General features: G+C 64.0%; 21 protein-coding genes. 9 read left to right on the forward strand and 12 right to left on the reverse strand.

The genetic code is table 11. The features are described 5' to 3' along the window. Nucleotides 1-17 precede the first annotated feature (17 nt). From ACJD00_RS15475 to ACJD00_RS15495, 5 genes are all read right to left on the reverse strand, one after another. Complete coding sequence (locus tag ACJD00_RS15475; protein WP_418907784.1) at nucleotides 18-1,346, reverse strand: MFS transporter; 1,329 nt, start codon at nucleotides 1,344-1,346, stop codon at nucleotides 18-20. Between the two features lie 247 nt (nucleotides 1,347-1,593). After that, nucleotides 1,594-3,045, reverse strand: a complete 1,452-nt coding sequence (locus ACJD00_RS15480; protein ID WP_418907785.1) for an amino acid permease — start codon at nucleotides 3,043-3,045, stop codon at nucleotides 1,594-1,596. A gap of 140 nt (nucleotides 3,046-3,185) precedes the next feature. Next, nucleotides 3,186-3,866 (reverse strand): GntR family transcriptional regulator, encoded by a 681-nt coding sequence (locus tag ACJD00_RS15485; RefSeq protein ID WP_418907786.1) that lies wholly within the window; start codon nucleotides 3,864-3,866, stop codon nucleotides 3,186-3,188. Nucleotides 3,867-3,959: 93 nt separating this feature from the next. Then, nucleotides 3,960-5,321: an LssY C-terminal domain-containing protein gene (locus tag ACJD00_RS15490; protein ID WP_418907787.1), complete on the reverse strand. Its 1,362-nt coding sequence runs from the start codon at nucleotides 5,319-5,321 to the stop codon at nucleotides 3,960-3,962. 102 nt (nucleotides 5,322-5,423) lie between these two features. Next, on the reverse strand, nucleotides 5,424-5,795 hold the full coding sequence (locus ACJD00_RS15495) for a DUF3817 domain-containing protein (protein ID WP_418907788.1): 372 nt from the start codon (nucleotides 5,793-5,795) through the stop codon (nucleotides 5,424-5,426). Nucleotides 5,796-5,996: 201 nt separating this feature from the next. Here ACJD00_RS15495 and ACJD00_RS15500 point away from each other — a divergent pair, with 201 nt between their 5' ends. From ACJD00_RS15500 to ACJD00_RS15520, 5 genes are read left to right on the forward strand one after another with little or no spacing between them, the layout of a single operon-like run. Next, on the forward strand, nucleotides 5,997-6,728 hold the full coding sequence (locus ACJD00_RS15500; protein WP_418907789.1) for a dipeptide/oligopeptide/nickel ABC transporter ATP-binding protein: 732 nt from the start codon (nucleotides 5,997-5,999) through the stop codon (nucleotides 6,726-6,728). Further along, a complete protein-coding gene (locus ACJD00_RS15505; protein WP_418907790.1) occupies nucleotides 6,725-7,498 on the forward strand; it encodes an ABC transporter ATP-binding protein in 774 nt (257 codons plus the stop codon). The genes ACJD00_RS15500 and ACJD00_RS15505 overlap by 4 nt, the downstream gene beginning before the upstream one ends. Beyond that, nucleotides 7,495-8,718: an MFS transporter gene (locus ACJD00_RS15510; protein WP_418907791.1), complete on the forward strand. Its 1,224-nt coding sequence runs from the start codon at nucleotides 7,495-7,497 to the stop codon at nucleotides 8,716-8,718. Before ACJD00_RS15505 ends, ACJD00_RS15510 begins: the two co-directional genes overlap by 4 nt. 15 nt (nucleotides 8,719-8,733) lie before the next feature. Then, nucleotides 8,734-10,254: an ABC transporter substrate-binding protein gene (locus ACJD00_RS15515; RefSeq protein ID WP_418907792.1), complete on the forward strand. Its 1,521-nt coding sequence runs from the start codon at nucleotides 8,734-8,736 to the stop codon at nucleotides 10,252-10,254. Further along, entirely contained in the window at nucleotides 10,251-12,014 is a 1,764-nt protein-coding gene (locus ACJD00_RS15520; RefSeq protein ID WP_418907793.1) for an ABC transporter permease subunit, read from the forward strand. Before ACJD00_RS15515 ends, ACJD00_RS15520 begins: the two co-directional genes overlap by 4 nt. Before the next feature lie 70 nt (nucleotides 12,015-12,084). Here ACJD00_RS15520 and ACJD00_RS15525 read toward each other — a convergent pair whose 3' ends face one another. The 4 genes from ACJD00_RS15525 to ACJD00_RS15540 all read right to left on the reverse strand — a co-directional run bounded on the left by ACJD00_RS15525 (nucleotide 12,085) and on the right by ACJD00_RS15540 (nucleotide 17,200). Next, a complete protein-coding gene (locus tag ACJD00_RS15525; protein WP_418907794.1) occupies nucleotides 12,085-13,230 on the reverse strand; it encodes a glycerate kinase in 1,146 nt (381 codons plus the stop codon). Nucleotides 13,231-13,341: 111 nt separating this feature from the next. Then, nucleotides 13,342-15,135 carry a glyoxylate carboligase gene (gene gcl, locus ACJD00_RS15530; RefSeq protein WP_418907795.1) on the reverse strand — a complete coding sequence of 598 codons (1,794 nt, stop codon included), beginning with the start codon at nucleotides 15,133-15,135 and terminating at the stop codon, nucleotides 13,342-13,344. Nucleotides 15,136-15,483: 348 nt separating this feature from the next. Then, nucleotides 15,484-16,368, reverse strand: coding sequence for a 2-hydroxy-3-oxopropionate reductase (locus ACJD00_RS15535; RefSeq protein ID WP_418907796.1), 885 nt, complete (start codon nucleotides 16,366-16,368; stop codon nucleotides 15,484-15,486). Nucleotides 16,369-16,402: 34 nt separating this feature from the next. Beyond that, nucleotides 16,403-17,200, reverse strand: coding sequence for a hydroxypyruvate isomerase family protein (locus ACJD00_RS15540; RefSeq protein WP_418907797.1), 798 nt, complete (start codon nucleotides 17,198-17,200; stop codon nucleotides 16,403-16,405). Between the two features lie 299 nt (nucleotides 17,201-17,499). On the opposite strand from ACJD00_RS15540, the gene ACJD00_RS15545 reads away from it, so the two are divergent. From ACJD00_RS15545 to ACJD00_RS15555, 3 genes are all read left to right on the forward strand, one after another. Continuing rightward, entirely contained in the window at nucleotides 17,500-17,640 is a 141-nt protein-coding gene (locus ACJD00_RS15545) for a hypothetical protein (RefSeq protein WP_418907798.1), read from the forward strand. Between the two features lie 162 nt (nucleotides 17,641-17,802). Continuing rightward, a complete protein-coding gene (locus ACJD00_RS15550) occupies nucleotides 17,803-19,332 on the forward strand; it encodes an NCS1 family nucleobase:cation symporter-1 (RefSeq protein WP_418907799.1) in 1,530 nt (509 codons plus the stop codon). A 24-nt stretch (nucleotides 19,333-19,356) separates the two neighbouring features. Continuing rightward, nucleotides 19,357-20,097: an aspartate/glutamate racemase family protein gene (locus tag ACJD00_RS15555; RefSeq protein ID WP_418907800.1), complete on the forward strand. Its 741-nt coding sequence runs from the start codon at nucleotides 19,357-19,359 to the stop codon at nucleotides 20,095-20,097. Nucleotides 20,098-20,187: 90 nt separating this feature from the next. On the opposite strand, the gene ACJD00_RS15560 is transcribed toward ACJD00_RS15555, so the two are convergent. From ACJD00_RS15560 to ACJD00_RS15570, 3 genes are all read right to left on the reverse strand, one after another. Then, the gene (locus ACJD00_RS15560; RefSeq protein ID WP_418907801.1) at nucleotides 20,188-21,552 is read right to left on the reverse strand and encodes an MFS transporter; all 1,365 of its coding nucleotides are present in this window, start codon (nucleotides 21,550-21,552) and stop codon (nucleotides 20,188-20,190) included. Nucleotides 21,553-21,626: 74 nt separating this feature from the next. Then, nucleotides 21,627-22,262 carry a GntR family transcriptional regulator gene (locus ACJD00_RS15565; protein ID WP_418907802.1) on the reverse strand — a complete coding sequence of 212 codons (636 nt, stop codon included), beginning with the start codon at nucleotides 22,260-22,262 and terminating at the stop codon, nucleotides 21,627-21,629. A gap of 145 nt (nucleotides 22,263-22,407) precedes the next feature. Further along, entirely contained in the window at nucleotides 22,408-23,088 is a 681-nt protein-coding gene (locus tag ACJD00_RS15570) for an SDR family oxidoreductase (RefSeq protein WP_418907803.1), read from the reverse strand. Nucleotides 23,089-23,413: 325 nt separating this feature from the next. Here ACJD00_RS15570 and ACJD00_RS15575 point away from each other — a divergent pair, with 325 nt between their 5' ends. Then, nucleotides 23,414-24,400, forward strand: coding sequence for a siderophore ABC transporter substrate-binding protein (locus ACJD00_RS15575; protein WP_418907804.1), 987 nt, complete (start codon nucleotides 23,414-23,416; stop codon nucleotides 24,398-24,400). Nucleotides 24,401-24,478 lie beyond the last annotated feature (78 nt).

Below are 24,478 nucleotides of genomic sequence, written 5' to 3' on the forward strand. Positions count from 1 at the left end.
GGGTTTGCCTTTACTTCTTAGATGGCCAGTCGCTTGGAGTAGTCGAGGGTAATCACGGAGATCCCCATGATCAGGGCCGACCCGACGAAGTAGAGCAATGCCCAGGTGTAGCCGCCGGTGGCACCCACGATCAGACCCACCGCGATGGGAGTGAGGAAGCCGGCGATATTGCCACTGAAGTTCATCGCGCCACCGAGCACGCCGGCGTTAGCACGGCCGCCTAACGTGGCCGGAACGGCCCAGAACAGGCCTACCCAGCGCAGGAAGAACAGCACGATCGACAGCATGATGACCGCGGTAATCGGATCCGGGATCACGGTGGTACCCACCAAGCCTAGGGTCACCATGACCGCCGAGAGCCCCAGCAGCGTGCGCATGACCTTATTGGTGCCAAAACCCTTGCTCTGCAGGGTGTCGGCCAAGCGTCCGCCGATAATTTCCCCGACGAATCCGGCGCCGAAGATCACAAAGGTGGACCAGCCGATTTCCTTCAGGTCGAAACCCTTGGATTCCGAAAGATACAGCGGGCCCCAGGTAAGCAGGCCGTAGAAGACACCGTTGAAACCGAACCAGCCGAAGCACATGGACCAGAAGGAACGGTACTTCAGGTAGTTGCGTAGCTTGCCCTTGCCGTTGCTGCCGGCATTGGCTTCGTCTTCTTCGCGGTGCGCAGCCTCGATATAGTCGGCTTCGGCCTCGCTCATGGATGGGTGACTGCGGGGGTTATCGCGTACGTACCACCACACGGCCCAACCCAATAGCACGGTGGCCGCACCGGCGATGATAAAGGCCCAGCGCCAGGAACCGGTCAACGCGATCAGGCCGGCAATGGCGATGCCGCCAAGACCCGCACCCAGTGGGGCACCGGCATCCAGAATGGTGGCACCGCGGCCGCGTTCCTTCGCTGGCATCCACAGGGCGTTGAGCTTTCCGCCAGCCGGCATCACACCGGCCTCGGTCACGCCGATACCCATTCGAGCGATGAACATGGACAGGAAACCACCGGAAAGGCCGGAGGCCGCGGTGGCCGCTCCCCAGCCCACGCAGGAGGCGGTGAGCATTTTGCGGGGACCGAAACGGTCGATCAACCAGCCGACCGGTACCTGCATTGCCGCATAAGTCCAGAAGAAAGCCGAGAGCAAGAGCCCCAGCAGTTCCGGTGGCAGGTTGAATTCTTTCTGAATCATCGGCAGAGCGACCGAAATCGAACCACGGTCGATGTAGTTCACGGTGACCAGAATCAGCAGCAGAATGAATAGTTTCCAGCGCACATTGGTGACCTTGGCGGTCGAATCGGTGCGCGGCGCGTCCTTGAGTGGAGGGGATGTTCGTTGGTTCGTAGACATATAACGTCCTCGTCGAAGCTGCGGTGTATGGGGGCGGCAGTCGACGGGGCGCGCTTCCCATCGTGGTGCGTTCGCACGGCATCCTGCCTTGGGATCCCAAATTGGGATCCCATTTAAGATTAGGTGTGAGCCACGCCACCAACAAGGGCGCTTTGGGCTTCTTTTCCATCCCAAATCCGCATGAAGAAGGGGGCCGCAGGTGCGTAGCAACGCACTCGCGACCCCCGCTAACCCTCGGTGACTAGGGCTACCGCAGACCGTCCACGGATTCGACCTGATGCTGCAGTTCGAGCTCGCCATCGGGCTGTTCATCGAATTCGTCGTTTTCGGGCGCTTGCTTACCGCGCACGAAGAACCAGTAGCAGGCGCCAAGAGCCAGCACCCAGACCGCGCCGGTAATTAGCGCGCTACGGGTATCGGGCACCACGCCGATCATGACGATCACGAAGATCATGAAGGCCACGGCTAGGTAGCTGCCCAGCGGCCAGAAGGGAATCTGGAAACCTGCGGACTTCAGGCCCCTGCGGGCAATTTCGCGCTTCATCCCAATATGCGAGAGCAGAATCATCAGCCACACCACAACGGTGGCGAAGGTAGCCAAGGCGGCGATCAGGAAGAAGATCTGATCCTCGAACCAGATATTGAGCACCACGCCGATCAGCAACGCCACAATCATCGACAGCGAGGTCACCCACGGCACGCCATTGGCGGTGGTTTTGGTAAAGACCATGGGCGCCTGGCCCTGCTTGGCCATACCGTGAATCATGCGTCCGGCACCGAAGATATCGGCGTTGATGGCCGAAAGCGCTGCGGTGATCACGATGAAGTTCAGCACGTGAGCCGCCGAGGACAGTCCGATGCTCGAGAAGATCGATACGAAGGGGCTTTCATCGCCATTGATGGTGTTCCACGGCTGAATGGACATGATGACGCCGAGGGTCAGTACGTAGAAGAGCAGAATGCGGATCGGAACCGAATTGATAGCCTTCGGAATCACCTTGCGTGGATTCTGCGCTTCACCGGCGGTGATGCCAATGACTTCGGTGCCGCCGAAGGCGAACATCACGATGGTGAAGGACATGAGCATGCCCATGATGCCATTGGGCATGAACCCGTCATGCGAGAAGAGATTCGAGATGCCTGCGGCACCTTCGGACTGGTTGCCCAGGCCAAAGACGATCACGGCGATACCACCGGCGATCATCGCGATGATCGCCACGACCTTGATCAGCGAGAACCAGAATTCCAGCTCACCAAATACCTTCACGGAGAGCAAATTGACCGCGGCGATAAAGAAGACCACCGCTAGGATCCAGATCCACCGCTCAACATTCGGGAACCAGAAACCCATGTAGACGCCGAAGGCAGTGACATCGGCCAGTGCGACAACGAACATTTCGAAGGTATAGGTCCAGCCCGTCACGAACCCGGCGAAGCGTCCCACATAGCGGGTGGCGTAGGAGCCGAAGGACCCGGAGATCGGATTGCGCACCGCCATCTCACCGAGGGCACGCATCACCATGAACACCACGGCGCCGCCGATCACATAGGCAAGCAACACCGCCGGACCTGCCATTTGGATGGCGCCGGCCGAACCGTAGAACAGCCCTGTGCCGATGGCCGAGCCGAGCGCGATGAACCGGATGTGCCGGGTACTTAGTCCTCTTTTGAGACTCTGGGCGGGTTGGCTGGTTCTCACGATACTCCTTGGAACTGCGGACTCTTACACACGGCCCACGAGGGCCACGCCCTCTATGTAATCGCGCTCACAAGTCTGCCGTACCGCAGAATTCACACCGGCCGTCCGGAATCCCGGACTACCCGATTGATATTCAAGAGTTAGTGAATACCGGCCTCGGTTGCAGCTTCATCCTCACGGGCTCGCTTATCGGCGAGGCTACCGCGGCTGGTATTCAGGTGCTGCTCGACCAACCGCTTGACCAGCTCGACATCGCGTTCCGCGATGGCCTCGAAAAGTAACTCATGCTCGTGGGCCATAGTCTGCAGATCGTCGTGTTGCGCCAAAAGCCAACGCATTCGCGGAGCCAACGAACTTTGCAACTCCAAGAGCAAATCGTTGCCCGCCAGCTTGATAACCACTTCGTGAAAGCTCGCCCCGGCACGTCGCGCCGTGGTGTAATCCTGGTTCGCCGCGGCAGCCAACTCCCGGTCGAGCACCTCGCGAAGTTCCGCCAGTCCTTCCCGAGTATGGCGTTGTGCGGCCAGGGTAAAGGTCATGGCCTCGAGCGCCGCGCGCACTTCGTGCAGGTCGGCCACGTCGGAGGCCGAAAATTCGCGGACCGTGGCCCAGGTGCGCGGACGCGGAGTCACCAAACCTTCGGAGACCAGCACCCGCAGAGCATCGCGGATGGGCAATCGGCTGACACCGAGTTCTTCGGCGAGATCGCGCTCCACCAGACGGCTACCGGGCTTGCGCACGCCATCGATAATTTCGTTCCGGATTTGCTCGATGACACGCACCGATTCCGGTTCGAAGTCCTTACCTGCCAAGCCATTCACCTGCTTTACGCCGTCAACTGTCCGTTGTTAATTGTTGCTTAAAAATCGCCATTTAAGGGGAAACGCGAAAGAACTCGTTCACAATTTCTTGGTCTACGCCTCGAGTGCTGGACGCGGTTTCACGCGGACCCAGGCGGCGGCCCGATCACTTGTGATACCGATCAGGGCCACGCACTGCAGGGTCGCCATGGTCAGTGTCCCATCCAAACGAATACTGACCCCGGGTGAAAAGTAATCAAGAGCTGTCAATAAGACACCCGCCGCGAGGGTCGCCATCAGCACAAATCGAGCCCGGTGGCGGCGCTTGAACATCAGACGCACCAGTTCGATTTGGAAGGCCAACAGCACTACGAAAAAGCCGATGATCATGGCCACCCAAGTGGTCCTTTGCCAATCGTCAATGGGCTGATCGACAAATCCAGATGGGTCGGTCACCGCCGAGATCGCCGTGATCAGGGTAATGGCTATGGCCAGCAGACCGCCGGTGACCATACCCAGCGGTGCCTTGGTCAGGGCCTCGTGCGAATGGCGGATCTGCACCTCTTCGCCCTCATCCGAGGACTGCGCCGCAACTTGGCTGACATCGACAATTGGCAGGTTGCCGTCGGTGATAAAGCGGTCACCGCCACCGTTTCGGCTGTGGTAACCGGTGGTGAAATTCTCCAACACGCTGACCGTCAATTCGGGAGTGTGCTCGGTCATCGAGCTGATGACGTGATCGCGTTCGATATCGGTATTCTCGTCGATCCGGTGCGTGATCTGCATGGTGAACAACGACAGACCGACGTTCGAATCGAAAGTACCGGCACCTAGCCAATCCACGTCCGTGCCGCCGGGCAAGAGCCACCCTTGCGGGGTGTGCCAGAACCTCACGTGATGGCGCTTCTTGGGATTGCCCTCCACCTCTTGCTGATAGGCCACGTTTTGCGGGCGACCGAAGAGCATCAGCGGCGACACCGGGGCGGTGGGATAACTGCGCCGGAAGATCGTGGAAACTACGATCTTCAACGCCGAGCTCAGCGTGACGTCCTCCGCGCGATGCCACCCGGCCTGGCGCATGGCCTGGTCAAGCTGCGCCAAGGAGCCGTTGACCGCAAGGTTGATCGGATCTCCGAGCAAGCCATCGGCAGTTCGCGAACGCCCGAAGAAGTAATCCGGGACGTAGAGATCCGAAAGCATCCGGTGAATGCGCGGCAACGCCAAATAGGCCAAGATAGCCCAGACGGGGATAAATAGTAACGGCCCAAGGACGTGCCGAAAGCCCTGGGTGGAGACCACTACCGCGAGCCAGAGGGCGGCCACGGTTGCGAAGAGAAAGAAGATCCGGTCTACGAGCGTCGAATGCGAGACCGGCTGCTGCATGCTCAGCGCCCAGCGGCGCACCGAAGCACGGCTCGCATCAAATTTCGCGTCGTCTTTCACCCGGTCTATGGCGGCTCGCCAATCCCACGGCATCGTCCCGGTCGTCCTTTCGGTGGCTAATGTGCGGGCTTAGCGCCCCGTCTTCATTATGGCCGCCCCCGGGCACGCCGCGAGGTCATCGTGGGGATGACTTTTCTAACCGGAGACGCGTAACCGCCCAGAACGTGCCATCCACAGCTCGAAGGGCCAGGTAAGGAACGGGAGCGTGGAGACCGCGCAGCCGAGAAGGAATACCCAGATTTTCCAGCGGAATACCACCGCCGCGGCGAGCGCGGAGGCCAAGAAAAGCAGCCAGGTTATACCGTGGGCCCAACCAAAAATCGTCACGCCGAGGGCATTTCCGTTGATCACGTATTTAAACAGCAAGGACGTGAGCATGCCGACCCACGTGAGGCATTCGAGCAATGCAATACCCCGAAAGACGCCGGCGACCCAGCGCTGTTGCACTGCGGTGCCACGGGCCGGAAGCGTGCTCGGCGTGGAGGTCATTTCCTGAGTTAATGACACGTGGGTTCCTTGTGCTGTCTTGGTTGATGGTTAACCTCACCAGAATATCGAGGTAGCGCCGGCCGAGGGGCAGTTGGTAAGGCAGCTAACATTCTGCGCTGCCCCCTACGTCGTGGAACGTAAAGCTACTCTACCGTAGTTTTGATATTGCAACTCATTCGCAATAAGGTTTAGGTGCCCCTCCGAACATTGCGAGCCACCATGAAATCACCCGCCGTAGAATTCGACGCCCTGCACCTGAGCGTTGGCCATACCGAACTGCTGAAGAATCTCAGCTTCCGCATTGAGGAAGGCGAACGCGTCGCGCTCATTGGCCGTTCCGGTTCCGGTAAATCGCTCTGCGCCGGGCTAATGCACGGTGCCACCGGCCCGGCGCAACAGAGGCGCGGCTCCGTGCGTCTCTTCGGACAGGACCTACGTTTCAGTGCGCGCAAAGACCGGGCGGCTCTCACCCGTGTCAGCAGCATGTCTCAGGATTCCTTCACCGCGCTTAACCCTCTGGTGCGCGTGGGTCGGCAGCTCGCCAAGGCCTTGGGCGCGCCGAGCGGCAATGACCCGCAGGTCCTGCAGATGCTCGAACGGGTCGGCTTCGAAGACCCGAGCCCGGTGGCGCGTTGCTACTCCGGCACGCTCTCCGGCGGGCAACGACAACGCATCTGCCTCGCGATGGCCCTAGCCCAGCGCGCCGATCTGCTCATTCTCGACGAGCCCACCACCGCACTGGATATGGTCACCCAGGCAAGTATCCTGCGACTGATCGATCAGACCGTGACCGAGCTGGGCGCCACGCTGGTCTTCATCACCCACGACCTGCCCGTGGCGGCACAGCTCTGCGACCGCGCGATCGAATTGCGCCACGGGACGGTGCATACGCAGCGTAGCCTGGCCCTGTCCGAAGCAGCGCACCCGCACGCACTGGCGGCGAGCGCATGAGCACCTTGCAAGCCCACGCACTGAGTAAGCGCTTTGGCCGCGGTCGGCAGGCACGCCAGGTGCTCACCGATGTGAGCCTGAGCATCGCGCCCGGTGAACGGCTAGGGCTCATTGGCCGTTCGGGAGCCGGAAAGACCACGCTGGCGCGCATCTTGCTGGGCCTGTTGCCGCCCGATGCCGGCAGCCTGGAGTTCGATGGGCAGGCGGTTCGGGCCACCGCGCGCTCCACCCTGCACTGGTACCGGCGCGCCGTGCAATATATACCGCAGGATGCCGCGGCAAGCCTCAGCCCGCGACTGACGGTGGCCAGCGCGCTGGCCGAACCGATGAAATACCTCGCCGTGCCCGGGGACCGGAAACTGCAGGCCCGTGCGGCCCTCGAGGCCGTCCAGCTACCGGCGACGGTGCTCGAGCGCTATCCGCAGGAGCTTTCCGGCGGCCAGGCACAGCGCGTGGCAATCGCCCGTGCCCTGTGCACCGGGGCGCAACTTCTGCTTGCCGACGAACCGGTCAGCGGCCTCGATCCGGAATTACGTGAGGCGGTGCTCAACTTGTTCATCCGGCTCGGTGCCGAGCGCGGCTCCGGAATGCTCTTCATCACCCACGACCTGCACGCCTTGGAGCGGCTCTGCGAGCGCACCCTGGTGCTCGATGGTGGGCGCATCGTCGAGCAAGGCGCTACCAGCGACATTCTGCGTAACTCCACCGCCGACTTCCCACGGCTGTTGCGTGCCTCGGTACCGGTGCCCCGGAGCGCTGTGAGCCGGTGAAGGCGAGCTCCACCCTGCGGTTCGCGCTGATCGCCCAGTGCGGATGCAATATCGGTTTCTTCGCGGTCATGCCGCTCCTGGCGCATGTGCTGGCCACCTCGCATGCGCTGAGCACCAGCGCTATCGCCCTGGTGCTGTCGCTACGCACCTTTAGCCAACAGGGCATGTTCTTGCTCGGCGGGATGCTCACCGACCGTTTCGGGGCGCGATCCACCCTGGTCTGTGGCTTCGCCCTGCGCATCGTCGGGTTTATGGCCTTGGGCTTTAGCGGGACGCTACCCTGGCTGGTGCTCGGTGCGCTGTGCACCGGCATCGGGGCGGCCCTGTTCTCCCCCGCGCTTCAGGTGCTCGTCTCACGGGCCGGTGCCAACTCTGCCCGCGGCACCGCCGGAAGTTTCGCCCTGTTTAATATGGTCGGCGAAATTGGCACGGCGCTGGGACCGCTAGTGGCGCTGCTTTTGCTTCCCACCGGTTTCGCGGCGCTGGCCACCGGCTGCGTGCTGCTTTTCGCGGTACTTGCGGTCGTCGCTTGGCGCGTGGTCCCGCCGCACCGAGCGGCGCCCTCCGGTGCCCGCCCCAGCAGGTCGCGGCCCAGGTTTTCCCGGCGCTTTCTCGCCTTCACGATCTTCAGCGCCATTAACCTAGTGGGCTACAACCAGCTATATCTCGGGCTGCCGGTGGAACTGCGCCGCATCCAGGCGCCGGGAGCGAGCATCGCCTGGATCTTCCTGGGGATCTCGCTGTTGTCCATTGCCTGCCAGCTGCCCTTGGCACGCCTCGGACGCCACCTGGGCCCTGGCGCCACCCTGCGCACCGGTTTCGGGCTCATGACCCTAGGGTTCGGCACGCTGGCGCTCGCGGCGCTGAGCCCGGGACGCGAACCGTGGAGTTACCTGCCGGTGGGTTGCATGGTGCTGTGCTTCATCCTCGGGCACCTATTGGTCGGCCCCACCATTTTGCACTTATGCAGTCAGGGTCCGGAGGCTTCGCGCGGCGCCCGGCTCGGCTTGCAGGCCAGCGTTTCGGGTGTCGCGGTGCTACTCACCGGGCTCGTCCTCGGCCCGCTGCTAGAACGCGCGGCACACAGCGGACCGCTGGCCGCACTGCCCTGGGCCCTGCTTGCAGTGCTCGGGCTGCTCAGCGCCGCGGTGATCACCCGCACCATACCGCCCGTGGCGGCCTCGGCCACCGCGGAATCCCAGCTTTCAACCACCAACTAAAGGAGTTGAACCACGATGTTCACCCGCACTCGCACCCGACTAGTTTCCGGCCTTGCGCTGATCGGCCTGATGCCGATGGCCCTGACCGGTTGCTTCTCTTCGTCGCAGGCCTCCGCCGAGCAGGAGAGCGAGCAACGCATCTCGCTGGCCATGCTGCAGCCGCCACGTTCCGGGCTGAGCCCGCTGAGCGATGATGCCTTTAAACTCTCCCGCTGGAACACCGCCGAAACGCTGACCGTGCTCAACGAGCAGGACGAGGCCGAACCGAAGCTGGCCAGCGCCGTAAACCGCGTCGACGAGCGCACCTGGTCCTTCACCATCCGTGACGGGGTGAGCTTTCACGACGGCACCGAGCTGACCGCCGAGGTGGCGGCCGCCGCCCTGCAACATGCCGTGGATGCCACCCCGCAGCCACGCATTCTCGACGGGGTGGAACTGAGCATCCGTACCGAGGGTGACAAGCTACTGATCACCACCGCGCAGCCCGACCCGCTGCTCTCGCACCGGTTCTCCAGCCCGCAGCTGTCCATCCTCTCCCCCGCCGCCTACACCGGACAGACGGTGAACCCGGTGGGCACCGGCACCGGCCCCTACGAACTCGTTGCCTCCAATGGCACCTCCTCGGCCACGCTGAACCGCTTTGAGAAGTACTGGGGCGAGCCGGCCGCCGCGGCCGGACTCGACGTGCACTATGTGCCCGACGGAACGGCTCGCGCGGCCGCGCTACGCACCGGCGAGGCCGATATCGTCGAGGCCATCCCGGTGGGCCAGGCCGCGCAGATCGACCCCTCGCTCATTTTCGAGGTGCCCATGCCACGCACCAATACGCTCTACTTGAACACCGAATCCGGTCCCTTCAAGGACCCTGCGGTGCGGGCCGCGGCCCGTGAAGCCATCGACCGGGCGCGGATCGTCGCCGACGTATACGAGCAGCGCGCCGACCAGGCCGCCGGTTTGCTCGGCCCGGCGCTACCCTGGGTCGCCGCCGAACGCGAGGCAGCCGCCTATCAGCAGACGCTGAACACGCGACCGGCCGCGGCGAAGGTGGACGGGGCGAAGATCAAGCTGGGTACCTTCACGGACCGGGCCGAACTTCCCGAGGTGGCCGTGCTCATTGAACAGCAACTCGAGGCGGCCGGCTTCGAGGTCACCCAGGACGTGCGCGAATACCAGTACATCGAGGCCGATGCGCTCGAGGGCAAATTCGACGCCTTCATTCTCTCCCGCGCCACCGTACTGGACTCCGGTGACCCGGTGGCTTACATGTACTCAGACTTCGCCTGCAAGGGTTCCTTCAACATTTCTCAGCTCTGCGATAAGGACATCGACCGGGCGTTGGCCGAGGCCAGTGCCGCGGCCCCCGGCGCCGAGCGTCGAGCCGCGATCGCCCGGGCCGAGTCGCTGATTTTGGCCAGCGATGCGGCGATCCCGATGCTCCACGAACGCGTCATTCAGGGTGAGCGGCAGGTACGCGACGCGGTCCGTGATCCGCGCGAGCGCGCGCTGGTTTCCACCTCCACCGCGATCGAACCATGAAATCGCTGATCGGGTGGGGCTCGCGGGTCCTAGCCTTCTCCGCCACGCTGGCCATCGCCGGGCTGCTTCCCTGGTTTTCCTCGGTCTCCGCCGAGCGGGCAATTCTGCGCGCACGCTATGCCGACCGTGAGGCCACCGATGAGGCCCTTGCCGCCATCCGCGCCGAGCTGGGGCTGGACCGCGGGCCCTGGCACATCATGGTGGACTGGTTCGCCGGGGTTTTGCACGGTGATTTAGGCACCTCGTGGGTTTCCCATACTCCGGTGGCCGAGGGTATTTTCGCGGCCCTCGCCGTCTCGCTGACACTTATGGGGTTGGCGCTGCTGGTCGCGTTGTGCTGCTGCATTGGGCTCTGCCTACCGGTGCTGCGCCGTGGCCTGAATGGAAAGGTGCGGGCTGGCAGCGGCGCGGCGGCCACCGCACTGACCGCGCTGCCCGAGTTCGTGCTGGCGATGCTGTTGATGCTGATCTTCGCGATCTGGCTGGGCTGGTTCCCGCCCTTCGGCTGGGAATCCCTGCACAATGCGGTGCTTCCGGCCCTGGCCCTCGGCATTCCGGCCGGCGGGTTGATGGGCAAGTTGCTCTCCGATTCGCTGGCGGCCACCCTCGCCGAACGCTGGGTCGCCACCTGGCAGCGGGCCGGCTACCGGCCGCTGTCCGTGGCCCTGGCGGCGCTACGGCGCGCCACGGCCCCACTGGTGGGACAGCTGGCGCTGGTGGTCATCGGGCTCACCGGCGGAGCCGTCGCGGTGGAACAGACCTTCGCCATCCCCGGGCTCGGACGGTTGATGCTCGGGGCGGCCTCGGCGCAGGACGTTCCGGCGCTGCAGGCCAGCCTGCTGGTGTTGCTGCTGCTCGCCGCGCTGTTGGGCACCGCCGCCGCGCTGGTGCGCTGGCTCATTCTGGGACCGGCCGTGCGCGCGGGCAATGTGCCGATCTCCGCCCTGGCCGGCGCCTCGACGCGACGCGACCTGTTGCTGCCGGGCGGGTGTCTGGCATTGTTGGCCGTCATCGTGCTCTGCGCCCTGCCGCGTGACCCCTTCGCCTCCGCACATCCGCGGCTGGCCGCGCCGAGCCTGTTGCTCCCCTTCGGGGCGGACGCCTCGGGACGTGACCTGCTGGCGCGGGTGGGGCACGGGGCGTTGCTCACTTTGGCGCTGGCTCTGCTGGTGGTGGCGATCTGCCTCGTGTTGGGCATTGTGCTGGGCAGCTTCCCGCGGCTGAGCATCGGCCCGTTGGAGGTCGCCAATGCGGCGCCGCCAATTATCGCCGGGCTGCTGGTGGCCACGATCTTCGGCCCCTCGGTGCCCGGGGCGGTGATCGCGGTCTCCGCGGTGGGCTGGGCCCCGCTGGCCGCGCACACCTCCGCGCTTTTACATGAGTTCTCGGCCCAGGCGCATATTCGCATGTTGCCGTTGCTCGGACTCAACCGCGCGCAGATCTATTTCCGGCACCTGCTGCCGCAGCTGCTCGGCCCGCTCCTGAAGCATGCGCTGTTGCGTTTGCCGGGGCTCGCGCTGACCCTAGCCAGCCTGGGGTATCTGGGGCTTGGCCCGAAGCCGCCGACCGCGGAGCTCGGGCTAATTCTGGCCGAGGGGCTGAACTATCTCGAGCGCGCCCCGTGGGCGGTGGCCGCCCCGGCCGGCGTGTTGGTGCTGCTCTCGATCCTCGCGGTAACCGCCGGCGCGCTGCGCTTACCGCGCCGCGTCCGCACAAATCCGCGAGGCCGCACGCTCGACGCCGTCGGGCCACGCGGCTAACCTCCCGCTTAAACGCAGCGTTCCCGCCGGGTCATCGACCCGGCGGGAACGCTGTTGCTGTGGTTAAGGCTTAGCTGGCGGTGCGCTTGAGCGCCAGATCCGCGCCGATCTGCTCGCCGAGCTTTTCGGCCGCATCCACCACCAGTTCGGCGGCGCGGGCCATGGCCTCCTCCGGGCTGTCCACCAGGTCCATGAGGGCAACGGTGGCGCGGAAGCCGGCCTTCTGCAGGGTTTCGGCATCCAGCGTGGTGCGCCCGCAGATGCCGTACACCGGCACCTGGTGTGCGGCGGCCATTTCGGACACGCCGATGGGGGTTTTGCCCTCTAACGACTGGCTGTCGAGGCTGCCTTCGCCGGTGATCACCGCGTCGGCCCCCTGCAGGGCCTGTTCCAGACCGGTGAATTCGAGGACGACGTCGATACCGCGGCGGCGCGTGGCACCGAGCACGGCCATGGCCGCGTACCCCATGCCGCCGGCGGCGCCGGCACCGGGGTTATTCCGGTAGCTGTTTTCCAACTGGGCCTCGACCTGATCGGCAAAGTGCCCCAGGGCCGCGTCGAGCTGCGCGACCTGCTGTTCGTCGGCACCCTTCTGCGGGCCGAAGACATGGGCCGCACCGTTCGCGCCGGTCAACGGGTTATCCACGTCGGCGGCAAGGAGCACGGTGGTGTCACGCAGGCGCGCATCCAGTTTGGACAGATCCACGGTGGACAGGTGCTCGAGCACCCCGCCGCCACCGGGTAGTTCGTCTCCGGAGGCGTCGCGGAAGCTGGCACCCAAGGCCTGCAACATTCCGGCACCGGCGTCGGTGGTGGCCGAACCGCCGACCCCGAGCACGATCTGGGTGGCCCCGGCATCCAGCGCATCCTTGATGAGTTCGCCGGTGCCGTAGCTCGTGGCGGTCAGCGGAGCCTTGCGCCCCTCGGGCAGCACATCCAGCCCGGAGGCCGCGGCCATTTCGATGACGGCCACGCCGTCCTTGAGCGCGTAGCTGGCCTGCAGCGGCTGGCCGGTGGGTCCGGTGACGGTGACCTGGCGCGGGGTGAAACCGGCGTCCAGGGCCGCGTCGACGGTGCCTTCGCCGCCGTCGGCTACGGGTACCGCGCTGGTCTGTACGCCGGGGATGGAGCGCTCAAGCCCGGTGGCGACGGCCTGGGCCACCTGCGCGCCGGTCAGGGTGCCCTTGAACTTGTCCGAGGCAATGACGATCTTCATCGGCTCTTACGCTCCTTGAGATGCAAAAAGTTTCGGTAGATGTGAACGCTGCCGCGCCCGCTCCCAGTATTGTCGGAAACGCGGCGCGGCAGCGTGATGTTACGTAACAGGTTAGGCGTTGACCTTCTCGCCGATGTTCAACGGCACCAGGGCGGTCGGTGCGTCGGCCGGGCTCAGGGCCAGGTCCTCGAACTCGTTGACGGCGTCCAGCTGGGCGCCCATGGCGATGTTGGTGACGCGCTCGAGGATGACCTCGACAACCACCGGCACCTGATGCTCGGCGGCCAGGCGACCTGCCTCGGCGAAGCCCTCGGCCAGCTTGGCCGGGTCTTGAACGCGCACGGCCTTGCAGCCCAGACCCTCGGCGACCTTGACGTGGTCCACGCCGTAGCCGTTGGTCTCCGGGGAGTTGATGTTATCGAAGGCCAGCGAGACGTGGTAATCCATCTCGAAGGGGCGCTGCGACTGACGGATCAGACCCAGGTAGGAGTTGTTGACCACCACGTGGATGTACGGCAGCTTGAACTGCGCGCCCACGGCGAGCTCCTCGATCATGAACTGGAAGTCGTAGTCACCGGAGAGGGCCACCACCGTCTCGCCCGGCTTGCCGCGCACCACACCCAGGGCGGCCGGTCCGGTCCAGCCCAGCGGGCCGGCCTGTCCGGCGTTGATCCACTTGCGTGGGCCGAAGACGTGCAGCATCTGCGCGCCGGCGATCTGCGAGAGCCCGATGGTGGACACGTAGGTGGTGTCCTCGCCGAAGGCCGCGTTCATTTCCTGGTACACGCGCTGCGGCTTGATCGGCACATTGTCGAAGTTGGTCTTGCGGTGGTTGGTACCCTTGCGGGCTGTCGACTCGTCGGCCCAGGCCGAGTAGTCCGGCACCGACCCGGCGGCCTTGCGCTCACGCACAACCTCCAGCACGACCTCGAGGAAGGCACCGGCGTCGGAGACGATCCCCAAATCCGGGGAGAACACGCGACCGATCTGGGTGGACTCGATGTCCACGTGCACGAACTTGCGGCCGGCACGGTACACGTCCAGCCCGCCGGTGTGGCGGTTGGCCCAGCGGTTACCGATACCCAGCACGAAGTCCGAAGCCAAGAAGGTTTCGTTGCCGTACTTGGTGTGGGTCTGGATGCCCACCATACCGGCCTGCAGGCGGTGGTTATCCGGGATCGCACCCCAACCCATGAGGGTCGGCGAGACCGGGATGTTCAGCTCTTCGGCCAGCTCGACGAGCTTGTCCGAGGCGTTGGCGTTGATGATGCCACCGCCGGCGATGATGATCGGACGCTCGTGGGCGGTGAGCAGGTCGACAACCTTCTCGGCCTGGCCACGGGTTGCGGCGGCCTTGACCACCGGCAGCGGCTCGTAGGCGTCGATGTCGAAGTCGATCTCGGCCAGCTGCACGTTGATCGGCAGGTCCAGCAGGGCCGGGCCCGGGCGACCCGAACGCATCACCTGGAAGGCCTTGGCGAAGTAGCCCGGCACCAGGCCCGGCTCCAGGATGGTGGCCGCGAACTTGGTGACCGGCTTGGCGATGGACTCGATGTCCACGGCCTGGAAGTCTTCCTTGTGCAGCACGTTGGTCGGCGCCTGGCCGGTGATGCACAGCATCGGGATGGAGTCGGCGATCGCGGCGTACAGGCCGGTGATCATGTCGGTGCCGGCCGGGCCGGAGGTGCCCAGGCAGAGGCCGATGTTGCCGGTGGCGCGGGAGTACCCGTCGGCGGCGTGCGAGGCACCCTCGACGTGGCGGTGCAGGGTGTGGTTGATTCCGCCATGCTGCTTCATCGCCGAGTACAGCGGGTTGATTGCGGCACCTGGCAGGCCGAACGCCTCGGTGGCGCCTTCCTTCTCCAGGATCAGCACGATCGCATCTACTGCGCGCATCTTTGCCATTTGAATCACAAATCCTTTGGGGTGGTACGCCCGCTTCGAGGGGGCGATGAGGTTCAGTCAGGAGGTAGAGACCTGGGGCGGGTGGAAAGAGCAAACGGTGAGCATCTGCCGCCGCACCGCTAGTGGCATCACGCAGATGAGTCACCATCGACGACGGAACCGTGAGCGTGACAGACGCTAGGTGTTAGGAACGAAGGACACCGTCTCCGGCGGTTCAGGGATCACCGGAATAAGGAGAAAGCTAATCTGTCCAGTTGCCGTCGGGTGGGGCCACGGTGCGGGTGCAGCCGTTTGCCGGTGCACCCGCCCCAGGAATTCTGTAGCCAGTCCCTTGCGGGAGAGGGAAACTTACTCGGCCTTGCCGGCGAGGCGCTGTACGCCGCGGAAGAGACCCGAGTGATCCAGTGCGCCGTCGCCGGAGGCCACGGTCGAGGTGACCAGCTGGGCCACGAGGGCACCGAGCGGGAGCACCACGCCAGCTTCGCGGGCGGCGGAGGTCACGATGCCCATGTCCTTGTTGTGCAAGGCCAGGCGGAAGCCCGGGGCAAATTCGCGGTCCAGGATCTTCTGGGCCTTCTGGTCCAAGACCTTGGAGCCGGCCAGACCGCCGCCCAAGACCTTGATCGCCGATGCGGTGTCGACGCCGTAGGCCTCGAGGAACACCACTGCTTCGGAGAGCGCCTGAATGTTGGCGGCAACGATCAGCTGGTTCGCGGCCTTCACGGTCTGGCCGGAACCTGCCGGGCCGACCAGCACGATGGTCTTACCCACGGCGTTGAGTACGTCCTGGGCTGCATCGAAGTCTTCCTGCGCACCGCCGACCATAATCGAGAGCACGCCGTCGATGGCACCGGCTTCGCCACCGGAGACCGGTGCGTCCAGCGGGCGCAGGCCAGCGGCGCGGGCCTCTTCGGCCAGGCGGACCGAAACGTCGGGGCGGATCGAGGAGTTGTCGATCCACAGCGCGCCGTCCTTGGCGTTGGCGAACACGCCTTCCTCGCCGGTGACCACGGCTTCAACATCCGGGGAGTCCGGGACCATGGTGATCACGACGTCGGCGTCCTTGACGGCCTCGGCGATCGAGGAGGCGCCCTTGCCGCCGGCGGCGACCAGGTCATCGATGGCCTTCTGGCTGCGGTTGAAACCGGTGACGGTGAAGCCGGCGTTGACGAGGTTCTTGGCCATCGGCAGGCCCATGATGCCAAGTCCGATGAATGCAACGTTCTGCGACATGTCTTACTCCAAAAAATCTAGGTGGTGCGGGTGCTTAGGCGGTGGCGGAAGTGGAGGTCAACCACTGGAAGGCGGTGGCGGCGTCCTGCTTGTATTCCAGGGCGACCTTGCCGGTGTAGCCCAGTTCGCGGGAGCGGTTGATCCAGTCGAAGAGTGGCAGCTCGCCGGTGCCCGGTGCGCCGCGGCCCGGAGCGTCGGCGATCTGGATGTGGCCGAAGTCCTTGGCGTGCGCCTCGATCACGGCGGCGACATCGTCACCGTTGACGGCCATGTGGTAGAAGTCGGCCAGCAGTGCGATGTTGCTGTTGCCCTCGGCCTTCACGGCGTCGACTACCTTCAGCGCGTCGGCGGCGGTCTTCAGCGGGTAGGCCTCGGTGCCGGAGACCGGTTCGATCAGTACGGTGCCGCCGATCTTGGCCACACCCTCGGTGGCGACCAGCAGATTCTTCAGGCCCAGCTCGTCCTGTTCGGCGGCCGAGTAGTCCGGCAGACGGTTGCCGTACAGGGCGTTGAAGGAGGTGCAGCCGGTGGCTTCGCCGATGGCGGCGACCACTGCCACGTTGTCCTTGAATTCGCTGCAGCGTCCCTTCCAGGAGACCAGGCCGCGATCGCCGCCGGGCATATCGCCGGCGAAGAAGTTCAGACCGTCGAGCTGTACACCAGCGTCCTTCAGCGAGGCGATGAATTCATCGACCTGCTTGTCGGTGGGTACGGCCTCGGCGAAGGGCCACCAGAATTCCACGCTGTCGAAGCCCGCGGCCTTGGCGGCGGCGGCGCGCTCGAGGATGGGCAGCTCGGTGAGCAGGATTGAGCAGTTCAGAGTGTAGGACACTTCGGTGCCTCCTTCAGGATCGGTCGCTGATTCCACAGAGCGGAATTTATGTTTTGCTTGATGAAAACTCTAGGGGGAGGCGCGGATCACTGTCAAGCAGTAGGCAGAGAAGTTTCGCAACCCCAAGAGAATCCCCAGCCAGCGGTAACTCGCGGCTCAGCGCGTGGGTAACAATTTCCAGCCAGCGAAAAGTTTTTTACCAAAAGATCTTGCGCGAGCATCTGGTCGACCATTAAGGTTAGTGAACCCAGTGATGTGGCACACATCTCGGAGTTGTAGTACATAGCTCAGGAGCAGCCATGAACCAACCACGATCCACCGGATCACCCAAGCGCCTTGCGGGCACCGCCCGCACCCTTGCTTCGCGCAGCAATTTTTACCTCTACAGCAACACCAACGTCGAGTTCTACGCGCACTTCGGCCAGCCGGTATTCCCGTAGATTCCTTAGGTTCCCAGCCCGCGACGTCGTCGTTTCTCTGGGCGCGCTCTGCGCCATTTTTAGACCGTCGCTCCCCCATTCATCGTGGCCGTAGTGCGTCCACTTCACGTCGCCTCGACGTAACCTCGCGCACCTCATGCCACCTTTTCTAAGGAACTCGCAATGGCGCTGCCCAAAACCAGCCCTACCGATGCTCAGCCAGTGTTGCTGACCACCAATTCTTCCGGCATTGCCCCGGAAAACCCCCACAATTTGAGCGCTTCGCTCTACAACCAGGACCTGGCCCCCACCACGAGATCCGGCCGCACCTGGAACGCCTACAGCATCTTCACGCTCTGGGCCAACGACGTGCACTCGCTGGGTAACTACGCCTTCGCCATCGGGCTCTTTGCCTTGGGCATGAGCGGATGGCAGATCCTCTCCGCACTGGGCATCGGTGCCCTGCTACTCTTCGTGCTGCTGAATCTCTCCGGGTTCATGGGCGAGAAGACCGGCGTTCCCTTCCCGGTGATGAGCCGCATCGCCTTCGGCATCAACGGCGCACAGATTCCCGCACTGCTCCGCGGCGCCGTAGCCATCGCCTGGTTCGGCATCCAGACCTATCTGGCCTCTCAGGTGCTCAGCGTGATGATCATTGCCGTTGCACCGGGCGCCGCAACGCTGCAGGAAACCAGCTTCCTGGGGCTGAATCTGCTGGGCTGGATCTGCTTCGTGGTCCTGTGGATCATTCAGTTGATCATCGTCAGCTACGGCATGGAGATGATCCGCAAGTACGAGGCCTTCGCCGGCCCGATCATCTTGGTCACCTTCCTGGCCCTAGCCATCTGGATGCTCTTCGAATCCGGTTTCAACATCTCGCTGAGCACCGGCGAAACCAAGTCCGGGCTGGATATGTGGATCGCCATCTTCGGCGCAGCGGCCCTCTGGGTCTCCATCTACGGCACCTTCGTGCTGAACTTCTGCGACTTCACCCGCGGTGCGGCCACCAAGAACTCGATCGTACGCGGTAACTTCTTCGGCATCCCGCTGAATATGCTCTTCTTCGGCGCCATCGTCGTGGTGCTGACCGGCACCCAGTTCTCCATCAACGGCACCGTGATCGCCTCGCCCTCGGATGTGGTCGCCTCGGTACCGAACACCTTCGCCCTGTTGCTGGCCTCCGGCGCCCTGCTGGTGCTGACCATCGCGGTGAACCTGATGGCCAACTTCGTGGCCCCGACCTACGCCTTGACCAACCTCTTCCCGAAGCACCTCGACTTCCGCAAGGCCGCGCTGATTTCCGGCGTGATCGGGCTGGTCATCCTGCCGTGGAACCTGTACAACTCGCCGCAGATCATCAACTACTTCCTCGGTGGTCTCGGCGCTCTGCTCGGCCCACTGTTCGGCATCATCATGGCCGACTACTGGATCATCCGCCGCGCGCGGGTGAACGTGATGGACCTGTACCGCTCCACCCCGGAGGGCACCTACTACTTCACCCGCGGTGTGAACTACCGCGCGGTCACCGCCCTGGCGATCAGCTCCGTAGTGGCCCTGCTGCTGGCCTTCCTGCCCGCGCTTCACGTGGTCGGCCCCTTCGCCTGGTTCCTTGGATCCGGCGCGGGCGCCATCGCCTACCTGCTGCTGGCCAAGCGGCCGGTGGATCTGGCCGACATCGACGGCGAAGCCATCGCCGTGGCACCGAAGCACTAGTCCGATCCTGGCAGGAAGAACCCCATGCGTATTCTCATTCTCAACGTCAACACCACCGCCTCGATGACCCAGGCCATCGGCGACTCCGCCCGTCAGGTCGCCTCCCCGGGCACCGAGATTGTCGAACTGACCCCGGACTTCGGTGCGGACTCCTGTGAAGGCAATTTCGAAAGCTACCTCGCGGCGTTGGCCGTCATGGACAAGGTCAGCAACTACCCCGAGCCCTTCGACGCCGTGATCCAAGCCGGCTACGGCGAACACGGGCGCGAGGGTTTGCAGGAACTGCTCGATGTCCCGGTCGTGGACATCACCGAGGCCGCAGCCTCCACGGCCCAATTCCTCGGACACAAGTACTCGGTGGTCACCACCCTGGATCGCACCGTGCCGCTGATCGAGGACCGGCTCAAGCTGGCCGGGCTCACCGACCGTCTCGCGTCGGTACGCGCCAGCGGGCTGGGTGTCCTCGAGCTTGAATCCGAGCCCGAGCGCGCCGTGCAGGCCATCGTGGAGCAGTCGCGCAAGGCCGTGCTCGAGGACAAGGCCGAGGTGATCTGCCTTGGTTGCGGCGGCATGGCCGAACTTGAAGAGCAGGTGCGTCTGGCCACCGGCGTGCCGATCGTCGATGGAGTGCGCGCCGCGGTCACCATCGCCGAGTCGCTCGTGCGGATGCGGTTGAGCACCTCCAAGGTGCGCACCTACGCCACCCCGCGCCCGAAGCAGATCACCGGTTGGCCGATCACCGCGGTTCCGGTCGTCGCCCGCTAAGGCAAACACGCTCAAGGGTCCGTCACCACGTTTAGCTGTGGTGGCGGACCCTTGCGCATATGTGCGGCACGTGGCACCGCTCCGGCACGCTTAATCCGCGGGCGTGCGCCGGATTCCCCCGAGTGTCTGCAGCAACAGCGGCAGCAGCACCAGCCCCGCCACCAGCGTGAGCGTGGCAAAGGAGGTCCCTGCCATCAGTGGACCGGACGCGAGCGCAGCGCCCGCGGCACACAGATTGGACAGCGCATCCACACCGCCCTGCGCCGAGGCGCGCGAGTGATCCGAGACCACGGTGGAAAACAGTGCCGAACCGGCAACGTTGACAAAGGACCAGCCCAGACCGAGGAGGATCAAGCTGCCCATAATCCAGCGCATATCCTGCGGCCACAGCCCACCGGCTAAGAGCGCCCCGGCAAAGAAGACCAAGCCGATTCCTATCGCGAACCGGTGCCCGATACGGTCGGCGATGAATCCGACCACGGGCGAGAGCGCATACATGCCCAGAATGTGCAGCGAGATGGTCAGCCCGACAAGGGTGACAGAGCCCCCGTGATGCGTGATGTGCACCGGGGTCATCGTCATCACCGAGACCATCACGATCTGTGCGCTGAGGATCGCCACAACCGCATACCGGGCCCGCCGATTGACGCGCAGTTCCTCGGCGATGCGGCCGAAACCGCCCCGAGCAGGTCGTGGGGCCGCGGGCGAGGTGGCGTCGTCGCGCTGCAGAATCAGCAAGGGGTCCGGTCGTAGCCAGATGAAAATCAGGACACCGGCCAACGCCATGCACAGACCGGCAATCAGGAAGGCTCCGGCGTAGACATTCAGTCCGGTCAGCGTTCCAAGCCACTGCCCGGGTATCCCGAGGTTCGGGCCAAGCACCATGCCGATGGTGCCCACCCAGACGACCAGCGCTAGACTCCGGCCCTTATGTGCGCTCTGCGCCAGGTCGGTGGCGGCGAAACGGGCCTGGAGGCTGATGGCCGAGCCCGACCCGATGAGTAGTAGGCCGAGGAACAACAGGGCCACCACGTTGTACTGGGCGGCCGGTACGAGTAGCAACCCACCGAGCGCGGCGAGCCACCAGCCACTGGTCAGTGCCACGCGGCGTCCGAAGCGCGCCGCGAGATTACCCAAGGGCACTCCGAACAGGGCCGCACCGAGCGTGCTGGCGGTTCGTGCCAGCCCCGCCCAGACTTCGCTGGAGGTGACTTCTTCGGCGAGCAGGATACCGATCGAGGGGGCGACGCCCACCCCGACGGTGCCGATCACCTGCGTGATCGCCAGTATCCACAGGGTCTTTCGTTGGATTCGGTCGCGTTCGTCGCCGCGGCCCGCCATAGCTGACAGCACGCCACCTGCTTGCTGTTCCTCTTGCCCGGCCATCTGCCCGCCTTTCACTGCCCCACGGCGGCTCTTGTTGGCCAAGCCGCCCGGATCTTCAGTGTAAAGCATCTGGGATTCATCTTGTATCCCAGATGCACGCAAGCGTCGCTAGCTGAACATTGAAGTGATTTAGTGCCTTGGATTCAGCTCGCTGCGCCGCTATCGGACATGTGCAACTGAAGGCGCTCGGCAAAGCCCTGAGCGTCGCGATTCGCCATCAATTCCACGAGCGCTTTGTGCTCGGCAATGATCTCCGCGCAGCGGCTTTGCAACATGTCCCCGGTGGAAAACAGCGCGAAACGGTGCCGGTCGGCCAGCCGGTCATAGAGTTCGAGCCGAATTCCGTTGCCGCTTACCTCGACGAATCGGCGATGGAAGGCGATGGTGAGGTTAACGAATTGCCGAAGGTCCCCTTGGGCAAAAGCTTCCTGTTGCGCTTCAATCGACGCCAGCTGCCGCTGCGCCATGCGCTGGCATTCGGCCTCCGGGGCATCGGCCACGGAGGTGCTCTCAAGTAGCCAGCGCGTATTGGCCAGCTCGGCGATTTGCCGCTCACTCAGACCCTTGACCAGCGCGCCACGCTTCGGGAAGATTTCGATCCATCCCTCTTGCTGCAAACGTCCCAGAGCGAGGCGCACCGGGGTGCGACTAAGACTGAACTCCTTGGCCAGCGAGGCCTCGCCGATCATGGTTCCCGGAGCGTAGGTACCCTCCAGCACGCCGTCGCGGATCAACAGGTACGCACGTTCAGATGCGCTCAGTTCCTCGATGTCCGTCACGTGGAGTTTCCCCTCGTTCGCCGTTCAAGGCGCGGTGATTCCACGCCTTGAACTACAGTACGTGAGTTCCCGAACGACTAATACAACGTGGGCCTTAACGAGCGTCCTTGGCACCTCGAAGCGCACCGGCGACCCGACCTGCCAACTAAGCCCAGGCCACTTCCATGGGGGTGTCCCCGTCGATGAAGTTGGCGGTCTGACGAATCAGCAGATCCTCGCCGAGCACCAGCGCAATGGCCTCGGCCACGTTCTCACGCGAGGTTGCCGAACTTTGCGGATCCGCCCCGTCAATCCTGCCGAAGGCATCGGCCACGCGCACCTTAGACGTGCCCGGCTCCAGGGTCAGCGCTCCGGGACCAAGGATCGTGTAGTCCAAAGCGGAGTCGCGTAGCACCTCGTCGGCCTCGTACTTTGCCTTGGCATAGGAGTAGAAGGAATGCGAAGGCTCGAGACGCTCGGCATCAACCAATGCGCTCAGATAGGAAACCATCACAAAGCGCTGCACGCCGCTTTGCTGCGCGGCCCGCATGGCCCGGGTTGCGGCCTCATAGTCCACCGCGTTGGTGCGTAGCGGGTTACCGCCACCGGCGCCTGCCGAGAACACGATGGCTTGGGCGCCGGCGAAAACTGCGGCCAGCTCATCGACGCCGGCCTGCTCGATGTCCAAAAGCACGGGTTTCGCACCCGCCCGCTCGACGTCGGCCGCGTGCTCCGGGTTGCGGATCAGCGACTCGACGGCAAATCCGCGGGCGCTTAGTTTCGGTGCGGCCAACAGGGCAACTTTTCCGTGCCCGCCAAGAATAACTACTCGTGGTGATGCGCTCATATTTCTCTCCCTCTTCGCTCGTCCTTGGCACAACCGACACCGGGCGCCAGACATTCCCGCCGGGCTAAACCATGGGATTCGGCACATCACCTCACCATGCCGCGTCGACACAATTAGGTTACTTTTTCTCGCCGTATTTCGACATATTTTCGGCGCGATTCCGCGGATTCATGAGGATGATGCGATGAATAAGGGAAATTAACCCTATCTAAAGTGAGGTATCTAACAAGACAATGGTTTAGCTTAATTTGAACAGCTAAGGCTAAGCTAATTTTCAGATCACCCAATCCGGCACCTATTCAGGGTGCCCAACTCGAAGGAAAACATGGCCTCCATGAAGCTTCGCGCTGCAGCGCTGCTGGGCGTCGCTGCCCTGTCCCTGACCGCCTGCGGTTCCACCACCGCCGCCCCGGCCGAATCCTCCACGCCGGCCGCCGAAAGCACGGTGACCTTCACCGACAACAACGGTGAGCACACCGTTAAGACGCCTTTCAGCTCGGTAGTGGCCACCGATAACCGCACCTTTGAGACTCTGGAGAGCTGGGGCGTGAAGCTTTCGGCCGCCGCCGTCGCATTGATGCCGGACACCATCGGCTACACCAAGGACAAGTCGATCGTCGATCTGGGTAACCACCGCGAACCAAATCTGGAAGCCGTCGTCGCCGTCAAGCCGGACCTGATCATCAACGGCCAGCGCTTCGCCGACTACGCCGACGATTTCGCCAAGCTGGCCCCGGAGGCCACCGTGGTGAACCTCGACCCGGCCGACGACAAGCCACTGGATGAGGAACTCAAGCGCCAGACCACCGTACTGGGCGAAATCTTCGGCGAGCAGGCCGAAGCCAAGAAGCTCAACGAAGAGTTCGATGCCTCCATCCAACGCGTGAAGGACGCCTACAACAAGGACGAGAAGGTCATGGCCCTGATCACCTCGGGTGGCGAGATCAACTACTCGGCTCCGGGCGCCGGACGCACCCTCGGTCCGGTCTTCGACATCCTCGGCCTGACCCCGGCCCTCGAGGTCGAAGGCGCCTCCACCGACCACCAGGGCGATGACATCTCCGTCGAGCAGATCGCTAAGTCCAACCCGGACTGGATGCTGGTCATGGACCGTGACGCCGCCATCGCCGCCGACGAGCAGGGTTACAAGCCCGGCGCCGAACTGCTGAAGAACTCCGAGGCGCTGGCCAACGTCACCGCCGCCAAGGAAAACAACGTCGTGGTCATGCCCAACGACACCTACACCAACGAGGGCATCCAGACCTACACCGAATTCTTCAACGAATTCGCCGACGCGCTGGAAGCCAAGTAACCATCAGCGTCGCGACGCGACCCTAGCAGTGGCGCAAACCGTTCGGAACGGTTTGCGCCGCTGTGCCGTATCCACCAC

The sequence above is a fragment of the Glutamicibacter endophyticus genome, assembly GCF_048457885.1.
Lineage (GTDB): Bacteria > Actinomycetota > Actinomycetes > Actinomycetales > Micrococcaceae > Glutamicibacter > Glutamicibacter endophyticus.